We start from the raw sequence: 26,275 nt of genomic DNA on the forward strand, positions 1-26,275 counted from the left end.
GCGCTCGGATGCAAATTCGCCGCATGCGCCTACCTTTGGCCGAGTCGCCTGTGGTAGGTTGTCGAGGCGTTGTTTGCGCCCCCCGGCGCCAACTCCCCCCACCCGAAATGGTTGAGAATGGAACGGTTAATCAGGAAATGGCGAGTCGGCGCATGATCACTCCTCGGCCAAGCAGAGCCGTCGCCATTGGGCTGGCCCTATTGCTGATCCTGGCGCTGGCCCTGCCGACGACAGCCCAGTCTAACGCCGCCTCCGCGATCACGCCGGTGGATCTGTCGCAACCCTGGGATGGGCGCTATCTCATCGGCCACGCCTGGTATCTGCGCGACGACTCCGCGCACCTGACCGCCGAGCAGGCGCGGGATCTGCCGCTCTCGGATTGGCGTCCATTGACGCTGGAGAGCCTGGAGCAGGGGATGCAGTCGGCGCCCTACTGGCTGCGCTTCGCGGTGGTGAATCCCAGCAAACAGCCCGTGGGCTTTGTGATCGAGGACGAGGCGCCCTATCGCGGCTATCTGGCGCTGCATGTGTGGGTAGACGGCCAGTGGCGCAGCGATATAGCCGACCGCGCGCTGCCCTTCTCGGCGCGTTCGCTGAAATTCCCCTCCAGCGCGGCAGCCGCGACGTTGCCGCCGGTCTCCAAGGCGCTGGCGCTGGCGCGCCTCGATCACGACTTCCCGCAGCCCAACTCCCTGGTGCAGCGGTTGTGGAGCCGCGCCGCGTTTGACGCCTATGCGCCGCGCTATCTGTTCAGCAAGTCTCTGATGCTGGGCTTTCTGGCCGCCGTGGCCATGGTGTGGATGGTGTTCGCCCTGCTGGTGCGTCAGCGGCGGCTCTATTACTACGCGGGCTATCTGAGCTTCCTGCTCATGGCGTGGTTTCAGGTATTGGGCTTCACCGGCCAGTTCATCGCCCCGGAGGCGCCGTGGCTACAGGCGATGACCTTCCATGGTCCGCTCTTCTTCGCCACTGCCTGCGCCTTCGGTTTTGCCCGTCTGCATCTGGACCTACCCGCACACATGCGGCGCATGAATCGGGTGTTTCAGGCAATGACGGCGTTGTTCACGGCGGCGGGGGCTTTTCATCTGCTCAACATCAGCCGCGAGACGGAGGTGCTCCTCACCCTTTTGGGGTTCGTGGCGCTGACGCTGCTGTTCTTTGTGGGCGCCGCCATCTGGCGGCGCACGGGCAAACGCTATGCGCTGTGGTTCACCCTCGCTTGGGGGGTGATCGGCCTGTTCCTGATGCTCAATCTGCTGATGATGTTCGCAGGAATCGAGGTGGGGCGCTGGCTGATCTCCTCCATTATCGACCTGATCTTCCTGGCGCTGCTGGTGGAGGTGTTTTTCCTCACCATCTCGGTGGCAGAGTGGTTGCGCACTGAGGTGCGGCGGCGGGTGGAGGCCGAAGAGGAGGCCAGTCGCGATCCCCTTACCGGCCTGCTCAATCGGCGCGGATTCGAACGCTTGGCGACCCTTCGATTGGCGCGTCAGGGCGGCGACGTGTGGCTGGCGGCGCTGGACGCCGACCACTTCAAGGCGGTCAACGATACCTATGGTCACCCCGGCGGCGATGCGGTGTTGGTGCATCTGGCGCAGATTATTCAGGCCCACTGTCGGCGCGACGATCTGGTCTGCCGCATGGGCGGCGAGGAGTTCGCTATTGTCTTTCATGGGGCCAACCCGGACGACGCGTTCCGTTTTGTGGAGCGGCTGCGGCGGGCGTTTGCCGATACCCCCACCCTGTTTGAGAATCGTGTGATTGCCCATACGTTGAGCATCGGCTTGGCGCGCTGGGCTGCGCAGGGGGATATCGATCAACTGATTCAACAGGCCGACCGCGCGCTCTACGCCGCCAAAGAGCAGGGGCGTAACCGGGTGGTGATGGTTGAGACGGGGAACGCGGCGGCGGGGGCCCCGGCGCGCGCCTGAATGGGCGGAATGCGTGCGCAACCAAAACGGCACAGAACGACCAATGTTTGCGTGACGCAGGCCGAGCTTGCGCTGCCTATGGGCCGCCGACTGGTCGGCGGCGGGGTCTGGGGGCCGCTGCCCCCAGCGGGTGTGGGCGGAGCCCACGGTTTGGCTGTTGGGAGCTCGAGGGCGGAGCCCACGGTTTGGCTGTTGGGAGCTCGAGGGCGAAGCCCTCGATATCTTTCATCTTCAAGACTACCAATGTTCAATTTGGAAATTATCTCGGGTTTGGGAACCTCATCAGCATGTCATTGCGCATATCAGCAGACAGCCTGCGCGGCCCGGCCATAACAACGCTCAGGCGGTTGGGGTTATTGACGGCGACAGTGACCCCGTTTGCACTGCTGTTTCCCGCCACCGAGTCCATGGCCAAGATGGCGCTGATCGGCTTCCTGGTGAGCGGCATGGCGTTGACGGCAATCCTGCCGCCGCTCTGGCTGCTGGGGACGCTCAACAACCACCTGCTGCAACGCCCTACGCTGCTGCCCTGGAGCCGCCGTGTGCAGCATCCGCTGTTTTGGGGGGCGAACATTGGCTTAGGGGTTGGCACTGTCCTGGCCTACTCCGTCCTCTATATGGAGACAATGGGATACAACGGCCTCTACCCCAACGAGATCTGCGCGGTGGAGTGGGCCGAGAGCTGGGCGCAGTGCAATATCCAATGGGGCGCGGCGCTGGGCTATCTCTTGTTCCCTTCGATTATGCTTGGAGCAGGGATCTTTCTCATTGCAGCGCTGCTGTGGGCGCTGGACGCCGAGGGGCGCCATTTGCGCCGGGGGGCCGATGTCAACTGAACAGGAGGAATTCCGGGGAATTCCGGGGACATGCTCTTAATTAATCCGATATTGCTTATCCCGTTTGAATACTTACAACCTCTTTCCCACAAACACTTTTTGCCTTTCCCAAACTTCAAGTTTTAGAGCAGTTCGCCGTCCTGCGGACGACGGCCCTACGGGCCTGCTCACCTGCCGTTTCCCCTTTTTCCTCTGTGCTGGCTCGGCGTTCCGCGCTCCTTATTCAACTTCCTACTGGCGCCGCCTCTGTTCTGTGGGGAAACGGCAAAAGCCACTGCCAAACCGTGGGCGCCGCCCACACCCGCTGGGGGCAGCGGCCCCCAGACGATTTGGCAGGATTGCCAAATCGGACTCGCGCAGCGAGCCCGAAGGGTGAGGGCCATGGATGGCCCGAATCACCCCGCCGCCGACCAGTCGGCGGCCAATAGTCAGCGCAAGCCCGGCCTGCGTCACGCACACATTGGTCGTTCTGCGCAGTTTTGGCGTCACATGGCGAGATTACACCTGCGCGCGCCTTGCCCAGATCCGCATACTGTTCTGCCCGGGCGTCATCAACGTCTGATGCGCGGTCTCAAAATTCAGCGCAGGCGGAATGCTAAACGCCTCTCGCGCCGCCGCATCCAGCGGTTCACCGCTTTGCATGGCGACACGCATACGGCTCTCCAGATCCCCCCGTCGTCGGGTCGAGTTGGGCAGCAGATCGCTGCAATACCAGTCGTCAATACGCCGCGTGACGCGCTTAAGCCACACCTTCTGCAGCGGATAATCCGGCATCTCAATGTTGCGCCCGGCAAACGGGCTGCGCACAGGCTCGAAGTGGTTGGTCTGCACCAGCAATCCATCCACGGAGTCGCGCACCCACGCCTCCCCGTGCAACCCCAACTCCACCACACACGCCTCATCGCGCTTGAGACCGCACAACACCAGAAAAACCGGCGCGCTGGAGCGCCATTGGGTGATGGCGGCGCGCGCCTCGGCGTAACTCTGGATCGCCTCATCCTCAAACAATTGACGCAGCAGCAGCAGCGGATCCAGCCCCGGCCCGATGCCCCACGCCCCCCATGGCGCATAGTGAATGGCGGCGGAAAATCCCGGCTTCATGGCGGTGAGCAGACCCGCCATGCCCACCGCGCCCACCGCCTGAAAGCGGCGCTGGTCCTGGGCGTCGACAAAATCAAACCGCCGCGTGGCGCGACCCAGCGCGCGCGCCCCGGCCCAATCCAGCGAGCGCATGTGGCGGTTGCATCCAGCCTGCTCATCCCAAACCACCACGCTGCTGCATGCGGCGGGCGCGGCATGCGCGGCCACATAGGCGCGCTGCGCCAGTAACATCTGCCGGGGGAAGATCGCCCCATCGGCGCATTTGGCCAGCCACGCCATCTCATCGGCGTAGGGCTCCCGCGCATAGCGTTCCCCCAGCAAGCGCGCCGCCGGATAGGTGAACAGCCCCAAGGGGAAGCCGAACAGCATGGCGCGGAACTCTCCAGCCAGATGGCCCAGGTCGGCGCGGTCCGCATCGGTCAATTCCGCCCACACATCACCAGCCTGCGCCGCCTGATAGTGGATGCGGCGGACCTCCCCATCATCCAGTTCAGGATGGGGATCATTGCGCGAGGCGCGACGCTGCGGCAGGCTTTCGAACATGCGGTCTCCACTCCATGTTTCACGCCCCAGCCATTGGCGCAGCGGGGGGATTTGTCTATGATGGGTCGTCAAATAAGACGATAAACTTGAGTCATTGGGAAGAGAAAAGAGACTGGGGCTTCGCCCCAGACCCCGACCAGGGCGCCGCCATGGACCCGGCAGGGCTTTGCCCTGCACCCACCAGGGAAATGATTTCCCTGGACCCTCGTTAGTTTTGACTCTGTGCCAATTGGAACCTGACGCGCCTGTACGCAGTCAGTTTCTTGTTTAACGCGCAACTCTCTATTTTATCGAGTTTTCATGAATTCCGCCGTCGCCGCCATGGATCAATCACTGGAACAACGCCTGCTGCACACGCTCAAGCATGTGTTCGGCTTCGACGCGTTCCGCGGCATGCAAGGCCCAGTGATCCACCACGTGGCCGCAGGCGGCGACGCTCTGGTGGTGATGCCCACCGGCAGCGGCAAGTCCCTCTGCTATCAACTTCCAGCGTTACTACGTAACGGTATCGGCGTGGTGGTTTCACCCCTTATCGCGCTGATGAAGGATCAGGTGGACGCCATGCGCCTGATCGGCCTGCGCGCCGCCTACATCAACTCCACCCTCGACGCCAGCGAAGTGGGACAGGTCTACCAGCAAGCCGCACGCGGCGAGTTGGACCTGCTCTATGTGGCCCCCGAGCGCCTGCTCATGGAGGGCACGCTGCGCAATCTGGAGACCTTCCGCATCGCCCTGTTCGCCATCGACGAAGCCCACTGCGTGAGTCAGTGGGGGCACGATTTCCGCCCGGATTACTTAGGCTTGTCGGTGCTGGGCCAACGCTTTCCCAATGTGCCCCGAGTGGCGCTGACCGCCACCGCCGACGCCCAGACCCGCGCCGAGATCGTCGCCCGTCTGGAATTGAACGCCTGTGAAAGCTTCGTCGCTGGCTTCGACCGCCCCAACATCCACTATCGCATCGTCCCCAAGGCCAGCCCCAAACAGCAGGCGCTCAATTTCATCCAGACCGAACACCCCGGCGCGGCGGGCATCGTCTACTGCCTGTCGCGGCGCAGCGTGGAGGAGACCGCCGAGTGGCTGTGTCAGCAGGGATTGAACGCCCTGCCCTACCACGCGGGCTTGGCGCGGGAGACGCGCCAGGAGCATCAGGACCGCTTTCTGCGCGAAGAGGGGCTGGTGATGGTGGCCACCATCGCCTTCGGCATGGGCATCGACAAGCCCGACGTGCGCTTCGTCATCCACCTGGATCTGCCCAAGAGCATCGAAGCCTACTACCAGGAGACCGGCCGCGCCGGACGCGACGGCCAACCCGCCAACGCCTACCTGGCCTATGGCTATGAGGATGTGGCCAAGCTGGCGTCGTTCCTGGAGAACTCCCAGGCCGAAGAGCGCATCAAGCAGGTGGAGCGGCAGAAGCTGGACGCCATGCTGGGCTTTTGCGAGACCACCCTGTGTCGGCGCCAAGCGCTGTTGGGCTACTTTGGCGAGCAGTTGACCGAGCCGTGCGGCAACTGCGACACCTGCAATGAGCCGGTAGAGACCTGGGATGGGCTGGAGGCGGCGCAAAAGGCGCTCTCCTGCGCCTTCCGCAGCGGTCAACGCTTCGGCGCCGGGCACCTCATCGACATTCTGCGCGGCAAACTCACCGACAAAGTGGTGCATAACGACCATCAGAAGCTCACCACCTTCGGCATCGGCGATAAACTCAGCGAAATGCAGTGGCGCTCGGTGTTTCGACAGTTGACCGCAGCGGGCTATCTGCGCGTGGACCCCAGCCGCCACGGCGCGTTGGCCCTAAGCGAGAAGTGCCGCCCGCTGCTGCGCGGCGAACAGGGCATTCGCTTCCGTCGCGACCCCGAGGGTCGGCGCGGCAAACGCCCGGAACCCCGCTTCGGCCTCAAGGCCAAACGCCGCGTCCCGGCGGATCTGGGCGGCCAGGATGAGGCGCTGTGGGAGGCGCTGCGCAGTTGGCGCGCCGATGAGGCGCGCACTCAGGGCGTGCCCGCGTTCCACATCTTCGCCGATTCCGTCCTCACCGAGATCGCCCTGACCAAACCGGCCGATGAGGACGCGCTGTGGTCGGTGCGCGGGGTGGGCGACAAGAAGATCGAACGCTACGGCGAGGCGGTTCTGGAGATCGTGGCGGATTATAGTCGCCTAAATTCAGAATGATACATATCCAAACACGCATTGTTTGCGTGACGTAGGCCCGGCTTGCGCTGATTATTGGCCGCCGACTGGTCGGCGGCGGGGTCTGGGGGCCGCTGCCCCCAGCGGGGTTTGGGGCAGAGCCCCAAGGTGTGGCTGTTGATCTTGGGAGCTCGAGGGCGGAGCCCTCGATATCTTCCAGCGCCCATATGTTCACTTTTGGATGCTAGCGACTATATCTGTAATCGATCTCGGCAATATCCCCAGAGAGCATCAGAAGAACGGGCCTTTCGCCGCCAAATCGGCGCATCCCACCGGGCCTTCTGAAAGAGTCCAACGCCATGTTCAGACTCCCGGATTTCTCGCTCCTCTCCTCCCTGCCAAACATCGGCGCGCTCTATAACAGCAACAAGCTGCGGCCAGAGGATATGACCTGGGAGAACCTCTCCCTGGCGCTGCTGTTCGTGCTGGCGCTGGTGGTGGGTCTGCCGATCATTCTGGCCATCATCGTCGCGGCATACAAAACAGTCCGGGGCGAAGAGGGGCCGTCAAGGGCTTCCGAAACACCCCATGCACCGCCCCAGAACAGACGCACCGCTCAGGCGAAACGCAAACGGAAACGAAAAAGAAAGCGTTAGCGAGCGCTTCGCGCAGCCAAATATGGTGTCGACACACCCCAAACAGCGCCCGCCAGCACAACAGTATATGACTCAAACTCTTTCCCTTCGGATGCAAACAGAGGCACACTAGAATCATCTTCCCGTCATCAACCACAGGAAACAGTCATCCATGAAGACTCTGGCCATTATTCCGGCGCGCGGCGGCTCCAAGGGCCTACCGCGCAAGAACGTCCTCAAACTGCGCGGCAAACCGTTGGTGGCCTACCCCATCGCCGCCGCCATGGCCAGCGGCGCGTGTGACCGGGTCTTCGTCACCACCGATGATGCAGAGATCGCCGATGCCGCGCGCGAGGCGGGCGCCGACGTCCCCTTCCTACGCCCGGCGGATCTGGCCGCCGACGTCACCACCATGGAGGCGACCCTGCAACAGGCGCTGGAGGCCTATGAGGCCCACACCGGTGAAACCTTTGAGATCGTGGTCTTCCTCACCCCCACCGACGTGTTCCGCGAACCCGAATGGATCGCCAAGGCGGTGGAATTGATGAAAGCCGACCCGGCGCTGGAGTCGGCGTTTGCCGGGCGTCCGGACTTCAAGAACTACTGGGAGCCGCTGCCCGACGGCGGTTGGCAACGGGTGCGCTCCTACATGCAGGTGTATGGACAGCGTCAGGAGCGGCTGCGCAATGGCCGCGTCATCTATCGCGAAGACACCGGCCTCACCTGCGCCACCCGCGCGTCGATCATCCGTTCAGGCCGTCGCATCGGCAACAAGGTGGAGCTGATCCCCTGCTCCCATCTGGCTGATTTGGATATTCACACCGCCCTGGATCTGCACCTGGCCGAAGCCACCATGGCGTGGCTGGAGCAGCACCCCAACGAGGAGGTCTACTAATGACCATGGACCATTTTCCCAAATCGCTGGACTTTGAGAACGATCCGCCGCGCAGCCTGCGCGAGGTGGCGCACTGGGCGCGCAAAATGGCCATTCCCGGCGCCTATGAGTGGCTCAACTCCGCTGCGGGCGAAGCCACCACCTGCGAGATGAACCGCCGCTTCTTCCGCGAAACCGCCATTCGGCCCCGGGTGCTGCGCGACGTCTCCCACATCAACACGCGCCGCATTGTGTTGGGGCATGATCTGCGCATGCCGGTGGTGATTGCGCCCTTGGGCCACCTCACCCAGTTCCATGAAGATGGCGAAGCCGAACTGGCTGCGGGCGCCGAAGGCGAAGGCACGCTGCTGTGCATCAGCACCCAGACCCGTCTGACCCTGGAGGAGATCCGCGCCCGCGCGCCCCGCGCCGAGCTGATTTGGCAGGTCTACTGCTACGGCGATCGCGCCTGGATCGCCGATCAGGTGGCCCAGGCCAAGGCCCACGGCGTGGTGGGCATCGCCGTGTGCGTGGATGCGCCCATTCGTCCGGTGCGCTATCTGGATCAGGAGATCCGTTACGATGGCCGCAAACATGGCCGTCGTACGCAGCCGCCGGTGATGGACACCAGCTACAACGCCCGCATCACCTGGAACGACATGGATTGGCTCAAATCCCAATGCGGCGATCTGCCGTTCCTGATCAAAGGGGTGATGACGCCGGAAGACGCCGCCTTGAGCGTGGCCCATGGCGCCGACGTGGTATGGGTCTCCAACCACGGCGGGCGGCAAATTGATTCCGGCCTGGCCACCCTGGAGGTGCTGCCGGAGATCCGTCAGGCGGTGGGCAACGACGTGACGCTGTTCTTCGACGGCGGCGTGCGCACGGCGGGCGACGTCTACAAGGCTCTGTGTCTGGGCGCCGATGTGGTGGCGCTGGGCCGATTGGCCGCCTATGGTCTGATCACCGCCGGCGCGCCGGGTGTCAAGCATGTGCTGAATCTGCTGCACACCGAGCTGGAGGCCAATCTGGCCATGAGCGGCATCGCCGACATCAACCTACTCGGCCCGCATATGGTCAAGCGCCGCTGGTAAGCATTTGGGAACATCGGGGATGCTTTGAGAGACTGGGGCTTCGCCCCAGACCTCTGGCGCGTATTTGGAAACATCGGGGATGCTTTGAGAGACTGGGGCTTCGCCCCAGACCCCATGAGGGCGCCGCCCTGGACCCGCCAGGAGGGACGCCCTCCTGGACCTCGATTAGTTTTGCTCCGTGCTCTCAAGCAGATTGCATCTATGCCTCTGTTTGGGAGCACGCTATGGATGACCCACTCATCATAAAGATCCCCCTCTATGCAACGCACTGCCATCATCGGAACCGGCAAAGTCGCCCACGATCACGCCCAGGCGATCCAACGCCTGGGTCATCACGTCGTGGCCGGATGCGCCTCCTCGCCCGAGTCGGCCAGTTGGCGCGCCTTTTCGGAGAAATTCCCCCAAGCCGACTACACGCCGCTGGATGATCTGCTGGCTCGTGACGACATCGACGCTTTCGTCGTCACCGCCGCCTGGCGCGCCATGCCGGGGATGCTCCCCCGCCTGCTGGCTCACCCCAAACCGATGCTGCTGGAGAAACCCATTGAGTTCGACGCCAAGCGTCTAGCCGCCGCCATTGATGGCGCGGGCGCGGCCATCGGCAACAAAGTAGTGGGGATGAACCGCCGCTTCTATGATCCGGTAATCAAGCTCAAGCAGCGGTTGCAGCGCGGCGGGTTGATTCGGGCGGAGATCGTTGTGTCGGAGAATCTGGAGAATCTGGTCAAACGCTGGGGCGCAGAGATTCTGCCCCATGTGCTGGCCTACTCCAGTTGCCATATTCTCGATGTCGCCCAATTCCTGCTGGGAACCCTGCGCCCGGCGTTTCTGCACGCCGCCGCCGCGCCCGGATTTGAGCCATTCGTCAACCTCAACGGCGCGTTGATGAGCGACGAGCATAACGCGCTGGTCTCCTTGGCGATTAATGCGTTTGAGCCCTCTGCGGTTGGGATCACCTGTGCGTTTAACGACCGCACTGTGTGGCGTCTGAATCCCATGGAGGTGCTGACTGTGTACGAGGACTACGACAAGATCGAGCCTACGGAGGAGTATCCCGTGCGGCGTTATCAACCGCGTCCCATACGCAAAGAGGTGGTCAATCTCGATTTTCGTCCCGGATTTTTGCAGCAGATGGAGGCGTTTTTGGCGGGACGCAGGGAGAGCGCCGCCACGCCGCAGAGTTTTTTGACTCTACTGGAGTGGACGGACGCGGCAAGGCGGATGGGCATCGCCGTGGCCGGGCTGTGAGTTAGCCGCGCGCATTGGCGTGAGAGGGGCTCCGCACCGCCGCCTCACTGCCCGAACAAGTTCTGACGCTGTTTGAGTTGACGCGCCGCCAGGCTCTCCAACAGCCGCTCCATGGCGTGGATGACATGGCTGCGTTTGAGGATCAGACGCACATGGTAGCTGGTTTGCCCCTGGATCACCGCGCTCTTGACCACTTCGCCGCGCACGCTCAGGTCAACCCCCTCGCCCTGGAGCGCAAAAGCAAGCTGCTCGCCCTCCTTGAAACGCCGCTTGCCCTCTTTGGGCGCAAATGAGAGTCCCCCAAAGCTGATATTCTGCACCTTGGCGTCGAACTCCCCGCCAGCAATATCGCTCACCTTCAGCGTCAGGGCGTCCTGATTGGCGGCCAACACCCGGGGTTGCCGCCGTTTATCGGGTTTCTGCTCCATGCGTTGGGGCAGGCTCAACTCAAACAGCCGTCCCTGCTCCCGGCGCGCCTGACCACAGAAACGGCACGCAAAGGCAAAGTGCGCATGATCTTTGCGGTACTCCACCATAACCTGTGGAGAGCGCCGCAGATGCAGATTGCCCATGGCCGGCAGCAGCGGCTCGATGCGCAGACAAGGCGGCGACTGCTCCCCCTCCCCCGCCGTGGCCTCCACACTGTGCAGACGCGTGGTAAAAGCGCCCAACTCCGGCTGCTGCGCAAACGCCAGAGCCAGGTGAATATCCGCTTGCGCCGCTTCCTGCAGCAACGCGGCGATGCGCTGCGGATTGGTGATCGCCTCGGCATTCACGGCGACGCCGCCTTCAGCATTGTCGGCGGCGCGCGCCATCGGCAACGCCTCTCCGCTTTGCAGACGTTTGGCCAAGCGGCGCATCGCCTCGGGGGTGATGCGTTCCATCCCTTCATGCGCGGCCATGGCCTCAAAATAGCGAATCAGCCCACCGCGCAGCGGCAACGGATAGCCCTGCAGAAACTGCAACGCGCCCTCCTCCCAGGGCAGCCGCATCAACGCCAGCAGCGCCTCTTGATCAAGCGTTGCGCCCAATGGTTCGAGCAATGTCTGTAGATCGGTTGCGCCGCCATCGAGCAGCGCCAGCGCCTCGCCCAAGGCGCGCCCCATCTGCTGTAGGGCGGGATCCAGGCGGGCGACTCGGCGCGCGACCTCTGGCGCGCTGTCCACGCCTGCTGCGATGCTGGCGGCCTCACGCGCAGCCGATGATGGCGCCGACGCGCTCTGGGGGGAACCGCGTTGTGCAGGCGACACAGCCGATGGCGGCGAACCGCGTTGTGCAGGCGCGACCGCCGATGGCGGCGAACCGCGTTGTGCAGGCGACACAGCCGATGGCGACGAACCGCGTTGTGCAGGCGCGACCGCCGATGGCGGCGACGACGGGGCGGCGACGTCAGCGCGGGCGACGGGCCGCTGAGTGTTGTGCGCCACGGCTTCTGGCAATGGCGGCGGCGTGTGGCGGTTGTGCGTGAGCAACAGATCACACGGGGCGTCGCTCAATGCCCCCAAAGCGACGCTGCCCACCAGAAAATCGTTCTCCTGTCCATCCAGTCCCTGTTTGCCCAGCACCAGCAACGTCGCTTCGCGTTCATCGGCCAGATTGGTGAGCGCCTCAGCCGGTTTGCCTTGGGCCAGCACGATCTCACACGCCACACCGTAGCGTTCGGCAATACTGCGCGCCCACGTCAGACGCGCCCGGTGGGCCTGCGCCAAGGCCTTCTCCAGCGGCTCTCTGGCCACCAGTTTCGCCTGCGCCAATCCAACGATATGAGGATCGTAGACCACCCCCGCCAGCAACAGCGGCGCCCGCCAGGAGAGCGCCAGACGCAGTGCGGCGAAGAGTCCGCTCTGCGACTGCGGGGATTCGTCCAACCCCACCACAATGGGCGCGCCGGGCGGCGGCGGCTGCAAACGCGGCAGCGTGATGAGCATATCCACTGCAGCGTGGTTGCACATGTGCAGCGTGGTTCCGCCCGCGCCTTTGTAGAGAGGATTGATCTCCGAACACCCACCCATCACCAGCAGGTCGTGCTCACCGGACGCCAGCGCCTGCCGCAATTGGGCGTAGACCTCACCCTCCCGCACCAAAGCGTGAAAATCGATCTCCAGGATCTGGCAGTGCGCGCTGGCCTCGGCGAAGAAACGCTCCTCCAGATTGCCCGGAGCCGTCCTCTGTTCGCCGTCCGCCGCCGCTTGCGGCGCGCGCCACAGATCGCCGTCAACCCGCATGACCGGCGGCGCGCTCAAACGGTTGAGCCGCTTCATCAGCGTAGCCTGATCGGTCACATGGATGGCGGTGAGGTCAGAGCGCCCGCCGTGGGGGATGAAATCCAGCGCGCGGGTCAATCCCTGATCGGCCAGAAATGAGCCGTCAAAGGCGACCAGTGGGGTGCGGTATGGACGCAGTCCCTGCTGGAGAGAAGCGGAATCAGATGAGGGAGGCTGCGCCATGATTTGGCCTGCGTTGGGGCGTCGTCGTTTACTCAAATCGCCGATTGTCATCAGAATAGCGAATTTTCCCCTCGGAGGGGAGCGCCTTGCCGCGTTTTGACATCTCGCTCACCGCCTTTTCCCCGAAAGCTTCCTTGCTGGCGTCGCTTCTGCTCAGTGGGGAAACGGCCTAAAGATCAAAGATATTGGGGCTCCGCCCCAAACCCCGGTCGGGCGCCGCCCGACACCCGCCAGGAGGCCAGCCTCCTGGACCTCGCCAAATCGCCTGCGGCGATTTGGCGCCTGACACAACGTTGGCTCGCCCTCTTTCCCACACACACTTTTGCTTCGTGCTATGCTGGCGACCTTGATCACACTTTTGGAGCCCCCTTCATGTCCGAACTCTTTATCGGCCCCGACGACCTCCCCCGCTGCTCCTGGTGCGCCGCCACCCCTGAGTATGTCGCCTACCACGATGCCGAATGGGGCTTCCCCGTCGGCGACGATCAGCGATTGTTCGAAAAACTCTGTCTGGAAGGCTTTCAGTCCGGCCTCAGTTGGCGCACCATCCTCGCCAAACGGGAGAACTTCCGCGCCGCCTTCCACCACTTCGATTTCCATCGCGTCGCCCAATTCACTGAGGAGGATGTCACGCGCTTACTGCAAGATGCAGGCATCGTGCGTCATCGGGGTAAAATCGAAGCGGTGATCAACAATGCCCAACGCGCCATCGACATGGTGGAGCAGGAAGGCTCCCTGGCCCGCTTCTTCTGGCGCTTCGAACCTCAGCCATGCGGCCCGCAAGTGGTCGCCACCACGGCGGAATCCACCGCCATCTCCAAGGAGTTGAAAAAGCGTGGCTGGAAGTTTGTCGGCCCGACCACCGTGTACGCCTTTATGCAGGCGATGGGGTTGGTCAACGACCACAGCGAGGGTTGCGCCATCCGTCAGGAGGTGGAGCAGGCGCGCGCTAAATTCACCCGCCCATAGCGTGAGTGTGTGACGGTGAAAAAGTAAAAATGTTTGCGGGAAAGAGTGCGATCTAGGGCTATTTAGGGGGCCTCCGGCTGGCCGGAGGCGGGGTCTGGGGGCCGCTGCCCCCAGCGGGTCCAGGGCGGCGCCCTGGCGGGGTTTGGGGCGGAGCCCCAATATCTTTAAGCCGTTTCCCCATTGAACCAGGCGGGAGCCAGCACAAAGCGGCAAGAAAAGCGCGGAACAGCGAGCCCGCAAGGAGGCTGTCGGGGAAACGGCGGTGAGCAGGCGCGCAGCGCCGTCGTCCGCAGGACGGCGAATGCCGTAGAAGCCGCCCCCCAGGAAAACCAAAGAATCTCTGCGATTTGAGATGAGTTCAATGGCCGCCCCCAGCAATTCACACTCCAAATCATTCCCCCTTCGTCACCTCCGCTGAACAGTCGGCACTGTTCACATGCGCCTCTGCTCTGCCAACAACAAATCCGCCAAAGCTGTTTTTAGCCCTATATTTCATCGTCAACCGGTGGATCCCTCTTTCATTTGACGGGAAAATAAATGTTTCGATATGTTCGAAACTTCCAGGATCTTTCAGACGTTGCTTCACATACTTTACCACATCCTTATGTGTGCCATCCCAACTACTTAGACAGTGCCGTCCATTGCGCCTCTCTTCAGCTCTTTGCTCTGGCGATTTCTGCGTGGCGTTGCTGCCAACAAGAACCAGCACAAGAACCAATCCGGTCAACAGGAGAACTATCAGCGTAAAGGCGCTTGATTTCTTAATAGCCGCGCCACACTTTGGGCACTCCTTGGCATACGCGCCAATCTCTTCACCGCACTCTTTGCATTTTGAGATAGCCACTGAATCTCTCCTCTAATCTTTCATACTCAATAAACCCGTGCTCAACTGTGAATAAATTACGCTTGCGCAAACACGGAAACAATCATGCGCCTGCATAAATACATACTCCATTATTACCTGTCCAGACCTAAAGTTGCACAGAGAGGATCGTGCATAGCTCAATTTTGAAATCTCTTCAAAGCGCAGCTTTTGCCTGAAGAACTGGTTGCAAGTTTCAGTGCTGACAAAAGTCTCGGATATTGATCAATGTGTAGGCCATCAGTTTGAAGCCCAGGTGTCGCCATTGGATATGCTCGAAACGGATCAGCAAGCGTTTGAATTTGTCCTCCCAGGCGAAGGTTCGCTCTACTCGCTGGCGTAAGGCGTAGGTCGCCTCATCGAAATGACGCTTTCGTCCACGTTTTGGATTCTTGCGAGCGCGTTTGACCGGCTTAATGTTAGGTTTCATGCGTCGATTGAAGATGGCGCGGCGGTTAGCCTTGGAGTCGAACCCTGGATCCAAGTTTAGCACAGAGCCAATCAAGGACAGGCCAAGTGTCTGACAAATCAGGGCAAGCCACTCGAGACTATCTTTGAGGAGCGTGGTGTCGTGCTGGTTGACTGGCGCGACCGAGAACGGAGCGAGGATGTAGCCGTTGCTTTCACAGATGGCGACGACTTTCTCCCCGCGTTGGTGTTTATGGCCCGAATAGCCGATGCCATCGCCCCCTTTTTGGCTACGGTGTTGGAGCCATCGCCATGAAGCACCGAGAGATCCAGTTTTTTGTGTTCATCCAAGTGTTTGACTGAGGCAATGAAGGCATTGGCCAATGAGGCGTCATCGGCCCAACGAGCAAACAGTTTATAGATCCCTGTGTAATGGATCCCAGGCTTGCCAGAAGGCTCCTTGGGGATGGGAAGCTCCTTCCACTGCATGCCGGTGTAGAGCACCTTGAGAATCAGGTTGAACGCTTGATGGTAGCCGATCTTGCACTTGGGACCACGTTTGGGCAGAGACAGGTGGGGTAAGATGAATTCAGTAAATTCCTGCTCCGTCAGTTGAACAGGTATCTGTTTGTATTGCTGAGTATTATTCGATTTGTCCGCCATCCTTGGCCTCCTTGATTGAGCACCGCTTCCCAATCAAGGATTCGTAATTTCACTCAGTAATGCAATGGCTTATAAAATCCTCAAACTTGCAACCAGTTCGAATACTCCACTTTGCAACTTTTCGCTATCTTTATAGATATCTATATATTATTTCAATAGGTTTTCTGGAAAATCCAAACGTGTCCTGAGTGCAAAATTATTATATTGAAGAGGTTAATTATTTGAACGTTTTTGGAAAACAGATTCCCGAACACTTTCCCACACGCACTGTTACGCTATACTAGTTGGTGAACTTTAGTGCATTCGTTCCTGTCGGCTGCGCCGACATATCGCTCACCGCCGTTTCCCGTTTTTCCTCCCTACCGGCCCGTTGCTCTGCGCTTCTCCCCCACTTTACTACTGGCTTAACCTTCTTTGCGCGGGAAACGGCTTGAAGACAAAAGATATTGGGGCTTTGCCCCAAACCCCACGAGGGCGCCGCCCTCGACCCGCTTAAGGGGCGCGGCCCCTTAAGAATCCCGCCTCCGGCCAGCCGGAGGCCAATAGACACCCTGGGCTCGTCCTCTTTCCCACACACACTTTTACTTCGTCGCTGGCTTCTTATAGCCCGCTACCTGCAATCTCACCATCTGTAATGGATAACTCCCATCCGCCGCCCTCGGCACAAGCTCTCCACACCGCTCCACCACCTCCGCCACAAAGCGATCCCGATGCTGCGCCGGAATGCGCTGCGTATAGGGCAGCCACGTGGTGCGCACCCACCCCGCCAACGCCGCCTCGTCCGCATGACGCATCACCACCGAAATCAACTCCGCGCTCTCGCACACCAACCCCGCCTCCTGCAACCAGACGCGATACTCGTCCGACCCATGGAAGCCATATGGGCAATCCACCCCCGCCAACCACTCGCCCCAAAATTCCGTTTGCGCCATCTGTTCAATGGCCTGCAACGGCGCAGCGGCGTTGCCGCGTCCGCCCATTTCAAACTGAAAACGCCCACCGGGCTTCAGATGCCGCGCTACACGCGCCAGCACCGGACGATGATCCACGATCCAGTGCAATGCGGCATTGGAGAGCATGGCGTCGAAGCGCTCCGGCAGATCAAAGTTCCGCGCATCGGCATGGACGAAACGCAGCGTATCCGAGGCGTGATTCTGATGGGCGGTTTCGATCATCCCCGCAGCGCTGTCGATGCCCACCACGCGCCCGCCTGGCCCCACGGCCTGAGCGACCAGAGCGGTGGCGCCGCCATCGCCGCAGCCGATATCGAGGATGGTCTCGCCGGACTGGGGATTGAGGCGTTGAATCAGGGCTAGCGCCCATTGGCGTTGACCGGCGTTATTGCGCGCATAGTCCTGGGCGTCCCATTGATATGACATCGTTCCCCCTACCGTTCAGCAATGAAGTCAAAGTGTGTGCGTGACGCAGTCCGAGCTGGCGCTATCTATTGGCCTCCGGCTGGCCGGAGGCGGGATTCTTAAGGGTCCGCGACCCTTAAGCGGGTGTCGGGCGGCGCCCGACTGGGGTGTGGGGCAAAGCCCCACGGTTTTAGGCCGTTTCCCCATGGCATAAAGTTGGGGCGGGCACAAAGCATCCGAGTGGCGCGAACAAACAAGCCTGCAAGGAGGCTGTCGGGGAAACGGCGGTGAGCAGGCCCCAACGGGGCCGTCGTCCGCAGGACGGCGAATGCCTGAAAACCCGCCAACCGGCACAGAGTAAAAGTGTCTTCGTGATGCAATCCAGGCCACAAAAACTCTGGGCAAATTCGACAACAATAACTCCAATCAAATTATGCCGACCAACCAATAAAAGAGCGCAACCGTCCCCTCAGTTCACACCAACTGAAATCAGCATAACCAACGCCATTCCAGTGTGCGCGCCGCAAACGCCCAAAGATGCGCCTCAAACGCGCGTTCTGGTCTTGCGCAACTCGGCGGGGCCGACGCCAAAACGGGCTTTAAAGCGGCTACTAAAACGCGAAGGCGATTGATACCCCACCGCCAACGCCACCTGATTAATGGGCCAATAGGTCTCTTGCAACAGAGAGAGCCCCGCCAGCAGACGCGCATCCTCCAACAGAGTGCGGAAACCGCTTCCCTCAGCCTGTAGATGCCGCCGCAAAGCCGATTCGCTCACGCCCAGTCGCATGCAGACAGCCTCCATGCGCCACTCCTGGGCAGGGTCGGCAGCGATCAAACCCGCCACCAGAGCGCGCCAATTGGGTTGCTTGTTGCGCAGAATCGCCCCAGCCAACCCACTGCGCGCCAAAATCAACAGGAACTCCAACTGCCGATGCTGCGCCACCAACGGATCAATGTGATGCTCCCGGCAATGGATCATCCATTGCCACACCGCTTCGATCAAGCGCTCCTCAGCAGGGATTTGCCAAACAGGCTCAGCGTCCCACTGGGGAATCCGCTCGGCGTAGAGTTGGCGAAATTGGGCCACCGTGGTCGCCGGGAACGGCAGCGCCACGCTGAAGAAGTCGCCTCCATCATCGCCAGGCAGATTGCGCAGCCACAAATCCACGCCCCCGGGCAGCAACAGCAACTCCCCCGGACCCGCCATCGCCGCATGCCGCACATGGCGATAATCCTTTTGCCCATGGATGATGAGAATCATCAGCGGGTCGTGAATGGGCACCGCGCGCAGCTCCTGCCAGTTGCAGGCGTGAAACACCCCCAAGCCGCCCAATGGCCCGCGCTTGGGATCGCTGTCCATATGGCGTTGCGCCAATTCATGCAAAAGTCTGAGCGCTGACATGTCTGCTCCTGAGTTGCGCCTTCGAAGTCCCGCTATACCGAATATCAATTTTACCCGGCCTGTTCTGCAATCCAATGGCTTACGCCATCGAAACCAGATGCATGTTGATTCCCCGCCCGTGACATGGAAAAATGTCGGGAAATCCTCGGCTTAATTGAGAATAGTTCTCTCTATCAGATTCAGGTTTGTTTCCCCATGCACATGCCCGTCAACCGCGCGCCCGGTCCCGCTTCCGAGCACGATCACCCCCATCACGCCCATGGCGAGAAAGCCGTGGATCTGCGTTTTCAAGCCTCGGACCGCTGCATTCTCATCGGCGCCATCGTCAATATCCTGCTTTCGGTGGGCAAAGTGGCGGCGGGCATCATCGGCAACAGCGCCGCACTGGTGGCTGATGGCGTGCACTCGGCTTCGGATCTGGTCAGCGACGCGGTGGTGTGGCTCTCCAGCCGCATCGCACGGCAGGCCCCGGACGAAGAGCACCCCTACGGCCATGGCCGCTATGAGACCCTGGCGATTCTGATGATCGGCCTGCTGCTGCTGGGCGTGGCGGTAGGCATTGTGATTGACGCAGTGGGGCGCATTGAAGACGTCAAGAGCGTGCAGACCCCCACCATGTTGGCGCTGGCGGCGGTGATCGTCTCCATCATCTCCAAAGAGGGGCTGTTCCACTACACCAAGGCGGTGGGCGAGAAGCACAAGCTGCGCTCTCTCATCGCCAACGCCTGGCACCACCGCTCCGACGCCGTCTCCTCCATTGCCGCCATGGTGGGCATTGTTGGCGCGCAAATGGGTTGGCCGGTGCTGGACCCGGTGGCTGCGGCGGTGGTGGCGGCGATTCTGGCCAAGGTCTCCTATGAGTTCATCCGTGACGCCATGCGCGAATTCACCGAGTCGGCCTCGGCGGTGGACAAGGAGATTCAAGAGCGCATCAACGCGGTGATCGAAGGCAATACCGAGGTGCGTTCGCTGCATCTGATGAAGGCGCGCCGCGCCGGGCCTGACGTCTATGTGGAGATCCACCTGGTGGTCAACGCCTATCTGTCGGTCTCCGAGGGGCACCAGATCGCCGAGAACATCCGCATGGCGGTGGTCAACGGGGTCTCTGACGTCACCGATGTGCTGGTGCACATCGACCCGGAGGATGACTCCGACAAGCCCATGCCGGTGGACTACCCGCAGCGCAAAGAGATTCGCGACTTGATCAAACTGGAGTTGCGTTCGGCGCAGAATTTGACCGATGTGCAGAATTTGATTCTGCATTATACCCGCGACGGCATTGTTGCTGACATGACGCTGATTGTGGCGCCACATGCGGAAGATGCGGTGATTCGGCAGGAGTCCCAGGCGTTGTGTCGGCGATTGATTGCGGCGCAACCGCGCATTTGCAACGTGCGCGCCTCGCAGGTGATTGCGGCGCTGGATCGCGACGCCATCCCCAACCATTTGACGCTGCAATAGCGACGGGTGACTCCAGGCCAAAAACTAGCCGCCGACTGGTCGGCGGCGGGGTCTGGGGGCCGCTGCCCCCAGCGGGGTGTGGGGCGGCGCCCCACGGTGTGGCAGTGGCAGTAGTCTTTAGCCGTTTCCCAGAGAACAAAGCGGGGGCCAGTACAAAGCAACAAGAGAAGCTGGGAGCAACGAGCCAGTACAGAGGAAAACGGGAAACGGCAGGTGAGCAGGCCCGAAGGGCCGTCGTCCGCAGGACGGCGAACTGCACAAAAAACTTCAGGCCCAGGAAAACCAAAAAGTGTTTGCGGGAAAATAGTGCAATTAAGTAACTGTATCCGGAACTCCCTCACGGATCCGCATGGGGCATGCGGTATCCCAGACCATGAACCGTCTCAATCCATTGTTTTCCCAACTTGCGCCGCAATCGGTAGATAAACACCTCCACCGCATTACTCTCTACATCACCAGACCAACCATACAAAACCTCTTCCAACTCGGAGCGACTGAACACCCAGTTCACATGACGCATAAAATGGCGCAACAATCCATATTCACGCGCAGATAACCCAATCGCCCGATCCTCCACCATCGCTTGACGCCGCGCCACATCCAGTTGCAACGCACCATTGTGCAAAATCGTCACACAAGGTTGAGCAGCTCGACGCGTCAACGCCTGAAGCCGCGCTTCCAACTCATCAAGATCATAAGGCTTTGGCAGATAATCATCCGCCCCCATGCGCAACCCTGTGACCCGGTCATCCACCTGGCCCTGACTACTTAGAATCAGCACGGGCGTTGCCAAATTCTGATCACGCAGATCACGCAACACCTCCAGTCCTGATCTGTCCGGCAGATGCAGATCCAGAACCAGTGCGTCAAATTGTGCTGAGCTCAAGGCAAACTCCGCATCACCGGCTTTACGAACCCAATCGATGCCGTGCCCCATGGCGGATAAGCCCGCTTGTGCGGCCTCCCCCTGGATCTCATCATCCTCCACCAGCAAAATGCGCATCTCTCGCCCCTTAGCCTGGATATTTCATGAATCTCAGACGCCCTTGCTGGATCGAATCTCTACTGAATCATCGTAGAGATGCATGAAATATCCGGCTTATGGCCTGTTTATAAACTTGTTTTTTCTCGTAAAATCGGCGCTAAAGGCGTACTAGCGCCTCACATACTCCGTGTATGCTGCGGGGCTGTGCACACAGTTAACGCCGATGTGACTTCGCCTCTAAAGAACCGACGCCCTGCTGCCCCAGCGACGCATTGCGCGCGCAATGCGTCGCTGGGACCTCGCGATGCATTCAGATTCCAAGAGTTTCTAAACAGGCTATAAACAGGCTCTGACGACTTCATGATCAATCGTGATAGCCATCTTTGTCCAAATCATCGTCGTAGTAGCCATCCTTGTCGGTGTCGGTGTCGTGATAGCCATCTTTATTGGTGTCGTCGTCGTGATAGCCATCTTTGTCCAAATCATCGTCATGGTAGCCGTCACGATCCGCGTCATCATCGTGGAAACCATCCTTATTGCTGTCATCGTCATGATAACCGTCGCCATCCAGATCATCAATAAAGGTGGCGTTCTCGCCGCTGACGTTACTGGAATTGGCGTCGATAGCGTCAGGTAAGCCATCCTTGTCGCTATCGTCAGAAGCGGCGCTGTAATCACTGTCAAGATGGTTAGGCAGACCATCTTTATCCGCATCCAAAGGATCGGTCACGCTGCTGCTGTATTGATAGCCGCCATGATCCGAATCCGAATAGTCCCGCACGCCGTCGCCATCGGCGTCCAGAGAGAGCAAGGGGTTGGAACCGCCATTGTCATCCAGAACAAAGGGGGAGTCGCGCACGCCGTCGTTGTCCAAATCGGTGGCTGCGCCTGAAGAACGCGTGGTGGGAACGCTGATATGCCCCAGATCAGCACTGTCGCTGGAGCCGAGCATCAAGCGTGTGCGCAAGGTTCCGGAATCGTCATTAAACCCGATTGGTGTAGAGAGCTTTTCCGTACTGCTATTTTCGCTGGTGGTCACCACCAGGCGACAACCGATTTTAGCGGGCACGCTCAACGAGAAGGGGTGTTTGGAGGTGTTATTATCAGTGGAGGTGGTGGAGTAGTATGCGCCATTGTCGCAAAACGCCTCGATCAGCGTCCCCGGGGCCGTGCCGGTGATCGTGAGCGCGGTGCTGCTCGTGGTGGTGGCGCTTGTGGTCGAACTGGAGCTGGAGCCGCCGCCGCCGCCGCATCCCCACAGCAGAGAGGGCAACAAGGAAATAATTAAAGCCGCAGAAAAACGCTGGGACATAACAGATCTCCTGAATCGAATAGACTTTCCACGCCATTCTGGCGCAGTTTGTCGATACCGTAGCAAAGAGATCTGACACAAAAATGAACGCGCCCGCCTCGTCAGGCGGTTGGGAGATGCACTGTGGCGCGCAGCCCGCCCATCGCGCTTTGATCAAATTCGATGGCTCCGCGATGGGCCAGAACAATCCGCTGCGCCAAGATAAGCCCAAAACCGCGCTCGGCAGCGCTGCGCCCAACCTCCAGGCGCACACGCGCCTGAATCTTGGCCAGGGTAGATGCGTCGAGATCCGCACCGCTATTCTCCACCCGCCAACAGACGGCTCCGCCGTCCATCAGCGAGACCTCCACCCGCACAGCGCCGCCTGTTGGCGTATGACGCGCAGCGTTTTCCAGCAGGTTGCGCAACAGCGTATGCAACAACGCCGGATCGCCCTGCACAGACACTGCTCCGCGCCAGACGCGCTCAACCCGGATCGACTTGTGGGAAAACGCATCCGCCATCTCCGCAAGCATCTGCGCACTCAACGCAGTCAGATTCGTTGGCGTCCGCTCCAGGACGTCGTTGGCCTCCAAAGCGTCCATGCGCGCCAACGCAGCCAATTGCTCTACGATGTGAGAGCCCTGATCTATGCTCTGCACGATGCGCTCAAGCGCATGAATGCGAAACGCTTCCTGGACGCTTTTCTGCGCCGCCTGGGCTTGCAGACGAATGCCCGTCAAAGGCGCATTCAGCTCATGCGAAACGAAAGCGATAAACTGACGTTCGCGCGCCATGGTGCAGGCCAGACGCGCCATCAAACCATTCAACGCCTGCGTCAAAGGTTGAAGTTCCAATGGCGCGTCATCCATATCGAGTCGCGACGTCTGGGTAATGCGCCCTTGATCCGGATTGAGCTGGGCCACCTCTTCGGTCAAACGCGCAATCGGCTGAAAGGTCCAACGCACCGCCCAGATCAACGCCGCCAACAACATCAGGAACACCGCTATCAGTTTTGGCACGATATCTTCCAGAAGTTCGATGAACAATCCATCCAACTCCTGATCGCTCTCGCCCACCTGAATCACCAGTTTTTGCGCCGTGTCCCGCAGGACGTACAGCCGAGCCGGTTCGCCCGCAATGCGTCCGTTGCGCCAACCTGTTCCGATGGGCGGCGGCGGCGGCTCGCCCGGTCCCCAAAAGGCGCGCAACGCGCCATCCACCCAAATCTGAAACGCAATGGGATCATGATCGGCGTCTATAGAGACAGACTGGTGCAGGTAATGCGCTAACGCCTGCTCCGACAGCGCTTCAGGCGCAACATGACGCAGAATCTCCGCCGCTTGTTGAAGATTCCGCTGTGACAACTCTTCGATCTCATGCTGCGTAAACATGATGGTGCTGTACAGCGTCATGATCAGTCCTGCCGACAGAACGAATATCAATGTGCCAATCAAGCGCGCTTGCAGACTCATCTTGCGCAAGTGAGACATGTTTTCTCCGTTGAATTCCTGTCAGTTAAAATCACTAAGAGCCTGTTTGATTTCCGGATATTTCCGGGGGATATTTCCGGGGACGGGCGCTTAATTTGGGGGATTCCGAGGATGGTCACTTAATCAAACCATTTCCCCGCAAACACTTTTTGGCTTTCCCGCGTGGCGGCGTCTACGGCATTCGCTCCTGTCGGCTGCGCCGACATATCGCTCACCGCCGTTTCCCCGACGGCCTCCTTGCGGGCTCGCCGTGTCTTGCTCCCTCGCCGCTTTCTACTGGCGCCCACTTTGTTCGACGGGGAAACGGCTTGAAGATCAAAGATATTGGGGCTCCGCCCCAAACCCCGCCAGGGCGCCGCCCTGGACCCGCTGGGGGCAGCGGCCCCCAGACCCCGCCGCCGACCAGTCGGCGGCCCCCTAGACAGCGCTAGCTCGGACTCTTTCCCACAAACACTTTTACCCTTTTGCCATCCTATTCATACAGGCCGTTGCTCGCCTTTTGCATAAAGTCATGCCATACCATGGTCGGCAACGTGCCGCCGAATACTCTATCCATCGGGCTGTTATCATCATTGCCCGCCCACGCCGCCACAGTCATGCCATTGGCATAGCCCACAAACAGCGCATCGCGATAGTGTTGGTTGGTGCCCGTCTTGCCCACCACCCGCAACCCCGGAATCTCCGCCCGCTTGCCCGTGCCGTCGGTCACCACCCGCCGCAACATCGCATCCATCTGCTTGGCGCTCTTCTCAGAGACAACCCGCGTCAATCCGCGCGGACGCCGCCATTGGATGATGCGCCCGCTCTGCGCCGCCGCGCCGTACAGACCATAGGGCTCCGGCATCAACCCGCCATTGGCGATGGCCCCATACATGGACGTCAACTCCAAGAGCGTCATCTCACGCGAACCCAACGCCGTGGCCGGACCATCCACATACCCCGCAGGCAGACCAAAACGACTGAGGAACTCCTGCAGGCCATCACGCCCGATGCGCTCAAACAACCGCACCGGCGGCGTGTTGCGCGAATGCGCCAGCGCATCGGCCAGGGTCATGGCGCCCCAATACTCGCCATCGTGGTTGCGCGGGCTCCAGCGGTCGATGGTGATGGGGGCGTCGTTGATGCGACTGGCCGGGGTGAGCCCCCCCTCCAGCGCCGCCAAATAGATGAACGGTTTGAACGACGACGCCGGTTGCCGTAAACGCGCCGTGCGGTTGAGCTGACTGACCTGATAGTCGCGTCCACCCGCCATGGCCAGCACCGCGCCGTCAGAGGCCAGCGCCAACACCGCCCCCTCGCGCACATGGCGCTTGCGATACTCATACAGACGCGTGCGCAGCGCCTCCTCGGCGTAGAGCTGGTATTCGGAGTTGAGGGTGGTGAACAGCCGCACCGGCTCGCTGTAGTCGCCAATCCACTTGGCCGCCTGGGGCGCAATCCAGTCGCGCAGGTATTGATGCTGAATCGGACGCCACGGGCGATCCCCCGGTTGCCGCCCCGCAAGGATGGCGAATTGCTCTTCATCCTCGGTGATGAATCCGGCGCGGGTCATGGCCGCCAACACCACTTTTGCGCGGGCGTTGGCGCGCTCGGGATAGCGATTGGGGTGGTAGCGGTTGGGCCCCTTCACCGATCCGGCCAGCAGCGCCGCTTCAAAGTGGGTCAACTCGCTGGCGCGCTTGCCGAAGTGCTGACGCGCGGCGGTCTCCACTCCGTAGCTGTTGTCGCCGAAGTAGATGGTGTTGAGATAGAGCTCCAGAATGCGCTCTTTGGAGAAGTAGGCCTCCAGTTTGAACGCCAGGGTCATCTCCTTGAGCTTGCGCCAGATGGAGCGGTCGCCGGAGAGGAACAGATTTTTCGCCAACTGCTGGGTGATGGTGCTGCCGCCGCCCAACTGCTTGCCCAGGGCGTAGCGCGCTACGCTGGTGACCACCCCCAACGGATCGACGCCAAAATGATAATAGAAGCGCCGATCCTCAATGGCGATAAAGGCTTGCTTCACATGCTCGGGCAGCGCTTCGGCGGGCAGACGCAACTGATGCGCCGCTTCCAACTCTAATAGCTCACCATCCTGTTGTTGCATACGCAGGATCATGCCGCGATCGGCCTGTTCGATCTGCGCTTTGTCAGGCAGATAGAGCCACAGCACCGCCACCGCCAGCCCCAGAATCAGCGCCCCCACCACGCTGATCTTCAGCAGTAGGCGGCCCAGGACTTTGAGTGCGCGGCGCACAAGGCCGGCTTGATTGGCGCTTTTGCGACGCCGCGCGGCGGGCTTGGCGCGACCCTTTGCAGCGGGCGACGGCTTGCGCCGCGCGCTCCCGCTTTTGGCGCTGGGCTCGGCGCGCTTGGCGCGCTCTGACGGCGCCGACCGCTTGTTCGGCGCGCGCCGCTTGGCGGCGGGGCGGGTTTTGGCCTGTTCGCTACGGGGGGGTGACATGGTTCCTTTGCTGGCCGCCTTTTTGCAGGCAAACTTCTCTATTAGGTCAATTTTGACTGAACGGACGCTGCCGCACCTGCAAAGAAGCAATGCCTGGGCCA

The 26,275-nt window shown here is 60.9% G+C and carries 19 protein-coding genes; 9 read left to right on the forward strand and 10 right to left on the reverse strand.

Annotated elements, in window-relative coordinates; genetic code table 11:
* Positions 1 to 152 precede the first annotated feature (152 nt).
* Complete coding sequence (locus MAIT1_RS19370; RefSeq protein ID WP_158089632.1) at positions 153 to 1,931, forward strand: sensor domain-containing diguanylate cyclase; 1,779 nt, start codon at positions 153 to 155, stop codon at positions 1,929 to 1,931.
* Between the two features lie 368 nt (positions 1,932 to 2,299).
* Positions 2,300 to 2,767, forward strand: coding sequence for a hypothetical protein (locus tag MAIT1_RS19375; RefSeq protein WP_085446491.1), 468 nt, complete (start codon positions 2,300 to 2,302; stop codon positions 2,765 to 2,767).
* Between the two features lie 498 nt (positions 2,768 to 3,265).
* On the opposite strand, the gene MAIT1_RS19380 is transcribed toward MAIT1_RS19375, so the two are convergent.
* Positions 3,266 to 4,411: an Ntn hydrolase family protein gene (locus MAIT1_RS19380; RefSeq protein ID WP_085446493.1), complete on the reverse strand. Its 1,146-nt coding sequence runs from the start codon at positions 4,409 to 4,411 to the stop codon at positions 3,266 to 3,268.
* Between the two features lie 300 nt (positions 4,412 to 4,711).
* Here MAIT1_RS19380 and recQ point away from each other — a divergent pair, with 300 nt between their 5' ends.
* The 5 genes from recQ (at position 4,712) to MAIT1_RS19405 (ending at position 10,392) form a co-directional block, all read left to right on the forward strand.
* Entirely contained in the window at positions 4,712 to 6,583 is a 1,872-nt protein-coding gene (recQ, locus tag MAIT1_RS19385; protein ID WP_085446494.1) for a DNA helicase RecQ, read from the forward strand.
* A gap of 317 nt (positions 6,584 to 6,900) precedes the next feature.
* Entirely contained in the window at positions 6,901 to 7,197 is a 297-nt protein-coding gene (locus tag MAIT1_RS19390) for a hypothetical protein (protein ID WP_085446496.1), read from the forward strand.
* A 151-nt stretch (positions 7,198 to 7,348) separates the two neighbouring features.
* Positions 7,349 to 8,071, forward strand: coding sequence for an acylneuraminate cytidylyltransferase family protein (locus MAIT1_RS19395; RefSeq protein WP_085446498.1), 723 nt, complete (start codon positions 7,349 to 7,351; stop codon positions 8,069 to 8,071).
* A complete protein-coding gene (locus MAIT1_RS19400) occupies positions 8,071 to 9,144 on the forward strand; it encodes an alpha-hydroxy acid oxidase (RefSeq protein ID WP_085446500.1) in 1,074 nt (357 codons plus the stop codon). Before MAIT1_RS19395 ends, MAIT1_RS19400 begins: the two co-directional genes overlap by 1 nt.
* Positions 9,145 to 9,402: 258 nt before the next feature.
* Entirely contained in the window at positions 9,403 to 10,392 is a 990-nt protein-coding gene (locus MAIT1_RS19405) for a Gfo/Idh/MocA family protein (RefSeq protein WP_085446502.1), read from the forward strand.
* A 44-nt stretch (positions 10,393 to 10,436) separates the two neighbouring features.
* On the opposite strand, the gene MAIT1_RS19410 is transcribed toward MAIT1_RS19405, so the two are convergent.
* Complete coding sequence (locus MAIT1_RS19410) at positions 10,437 to 12,839, reverse strand: universal stress protein (RefSeq protein WP_158089633.1); 2,403 nt, start codon at positions 12,837 to 12,839, stop codon at positions 10,437 to 10,439.
* Positions 12,840 to 13,211: 372 nt separating this feature from the next.
* Between MAIT1_RS19410 and MAIT1_RS19415 the strand changes: the two genes are divergently transcribed.
* Positions 13,212 to 13,808 (forward strand): DNA-3-methyladenine glycosylase I, encoded by a 597-nt coding sequence (locus MAIT1_RS19415; RefSeq protein ID WP_085446506.1) that lies wholly within the window; start codon positions 13,212 to 13,214, stop codon positions 13,806 to 13,808.
* 391 nt (positions 13,809 to 14,199) lie between these two features.
* Here MAIT1_RS19415 and MAIT1_RS19420 read toward each other — a convergent pair whose 3' ends face one another.
* The 4 genes from MAIT1_RS19420 to MAIT1_RS19440 all read right to left on the reverse strand — a co-directional run bounded on the left by MAIT1_RS19420 (position 14,200) and on the right by MAIT1_RS19440 (position 18,504).
* Positions 14,200 to 14,652, reverse strand: coding sequence for a zinc ribbon domain-containing protein (locus tag MAIT1_RS19420; RefSeq protein ID WP_085446507.1), 453 nt, complete (start codon positions 14,650 to 14,652; stop codon positions 14,200 to 14,202).
* 214 nt (positions 14,653 to 14,866) lie between these two features.
* Entirely contained in the window at positions 14,867 to 15,349 is a 483-nt protein-coding gene (locus MAIT1_RS19425) for a transposase (protein ID WP_085440289.1), read from the reverse strand.
* 973 nt (positions 15,350 to 16,322) lie between these two features.
* The gene (locus MAIT1_RS19435; RefSeq protein WP_085446509.1) at positions 16,323 to 17,120 is read right to left on the reverse strand and encodes a class I SAM-dependent methyltransferase; all 798 of its coding nucleotides are present in this window, start codon (positions 17,118 to 17,120) and stop codon (positions 16,323 to 16,325) included.
* Positions 17,121 to 17,643: 523 nt separating this feature from the next.
* The gene (locus MAIT1_RS19440) at positions 17,644 to 18,504 is read right to left on the reverse strand and encodes a helix-turn-helix transcriptional regulator (protein WP_085446511.1); all 861 of its coding nucleotides are present in this window, start codon (positions 18,502 to 18,504) and stop codon (positions 17,644 to 17,646) included.
* A gap of 195 nt (positions 18,505 to 18,699) precedes the next feature.
* On the opposite strand from MAIT1_RS19440, the gene MAIT1_RS19445 reads away from it, so the two are divergent.
* The gene (locus tag MAIT1_RS19445) at positions 18,700 to 19,965 is read left to right on the forward strand and encodes a cation diffusion facilitator family transporter (protein WP_158089634.1); all 1,266 of its coding nucleotides are present in this window, start codon (positions 18,700 to 18,702) and stop codon (positions 19,963 to 19,965) included.
* A gap of 337 nt (positions 19,966 to 20,302) precedes the next feature.
* On the opposite strand, the gene MAIT1_RS19450 is transcribed toward MAIT1_RS19445, so the two are convergent.
* From MAIT1_RS19450 to MAIT1_RS19465, 4 genes are all read right to left on the reverse strand, one after another.
* Entirely contained in the window at positions 20,303 to 20,968 is a 666-nt protein-coding gene (locus MAIT1_RS19450) for a response regulator transcription factor (RefSeq protein ID WP_085446515.1), read from the reverse strand.
* 346 nt (positions 20,969 to 21,314) lie between these two features.
* Positions 21,315 to 22,262, reverse strand: a complete 948-nt coding sequence (locus tag MAIT1_RS19455; RefSeq protein WP_085446517.1) for a hypothetical protein — start codon at positions 22,260 to 22,262, stop codon at positions 21,315 to 21,317.
* A gap of 101 nt (positions 22,263 to 22,363) precedes the next feature.
* Positions 22,364 to 23,734, reverse strand: coding sequence for an ATP-binding protein (locus MAIT1_RS19460; RefSeq protein WP_085446519.1), 1,371 nt, complete (start codon positions 23,732 to 23,734; stop codon positions 22,364 to 22,366).
* A gap of 472 nt (positions 23,735 to 24,206) precedes the next feature.
* Positions 24,207 to 26,174, reverse strand: coding sequence for a transglycosylase domain-containing protein (locus MAIT1_RS19465; protein WP_085446522.1), 1,968 nt, complete (start codon positions 26,172 to 26,174; stop codon positions 24,207 to 24,209).
* Positions 26,175 to 26,275: the final 101 nt, after the last annotated feature.

It is taken from the genome of Magnetofaba australis IT-1, assembly GCF_002109495.1.
Classification (GTDB): Bacteria; Pseudomonadota; Magnetococcia; order Magnetococcales; family Magnetococcaceae; genus Magnetofaba; species Magnetofaba australis.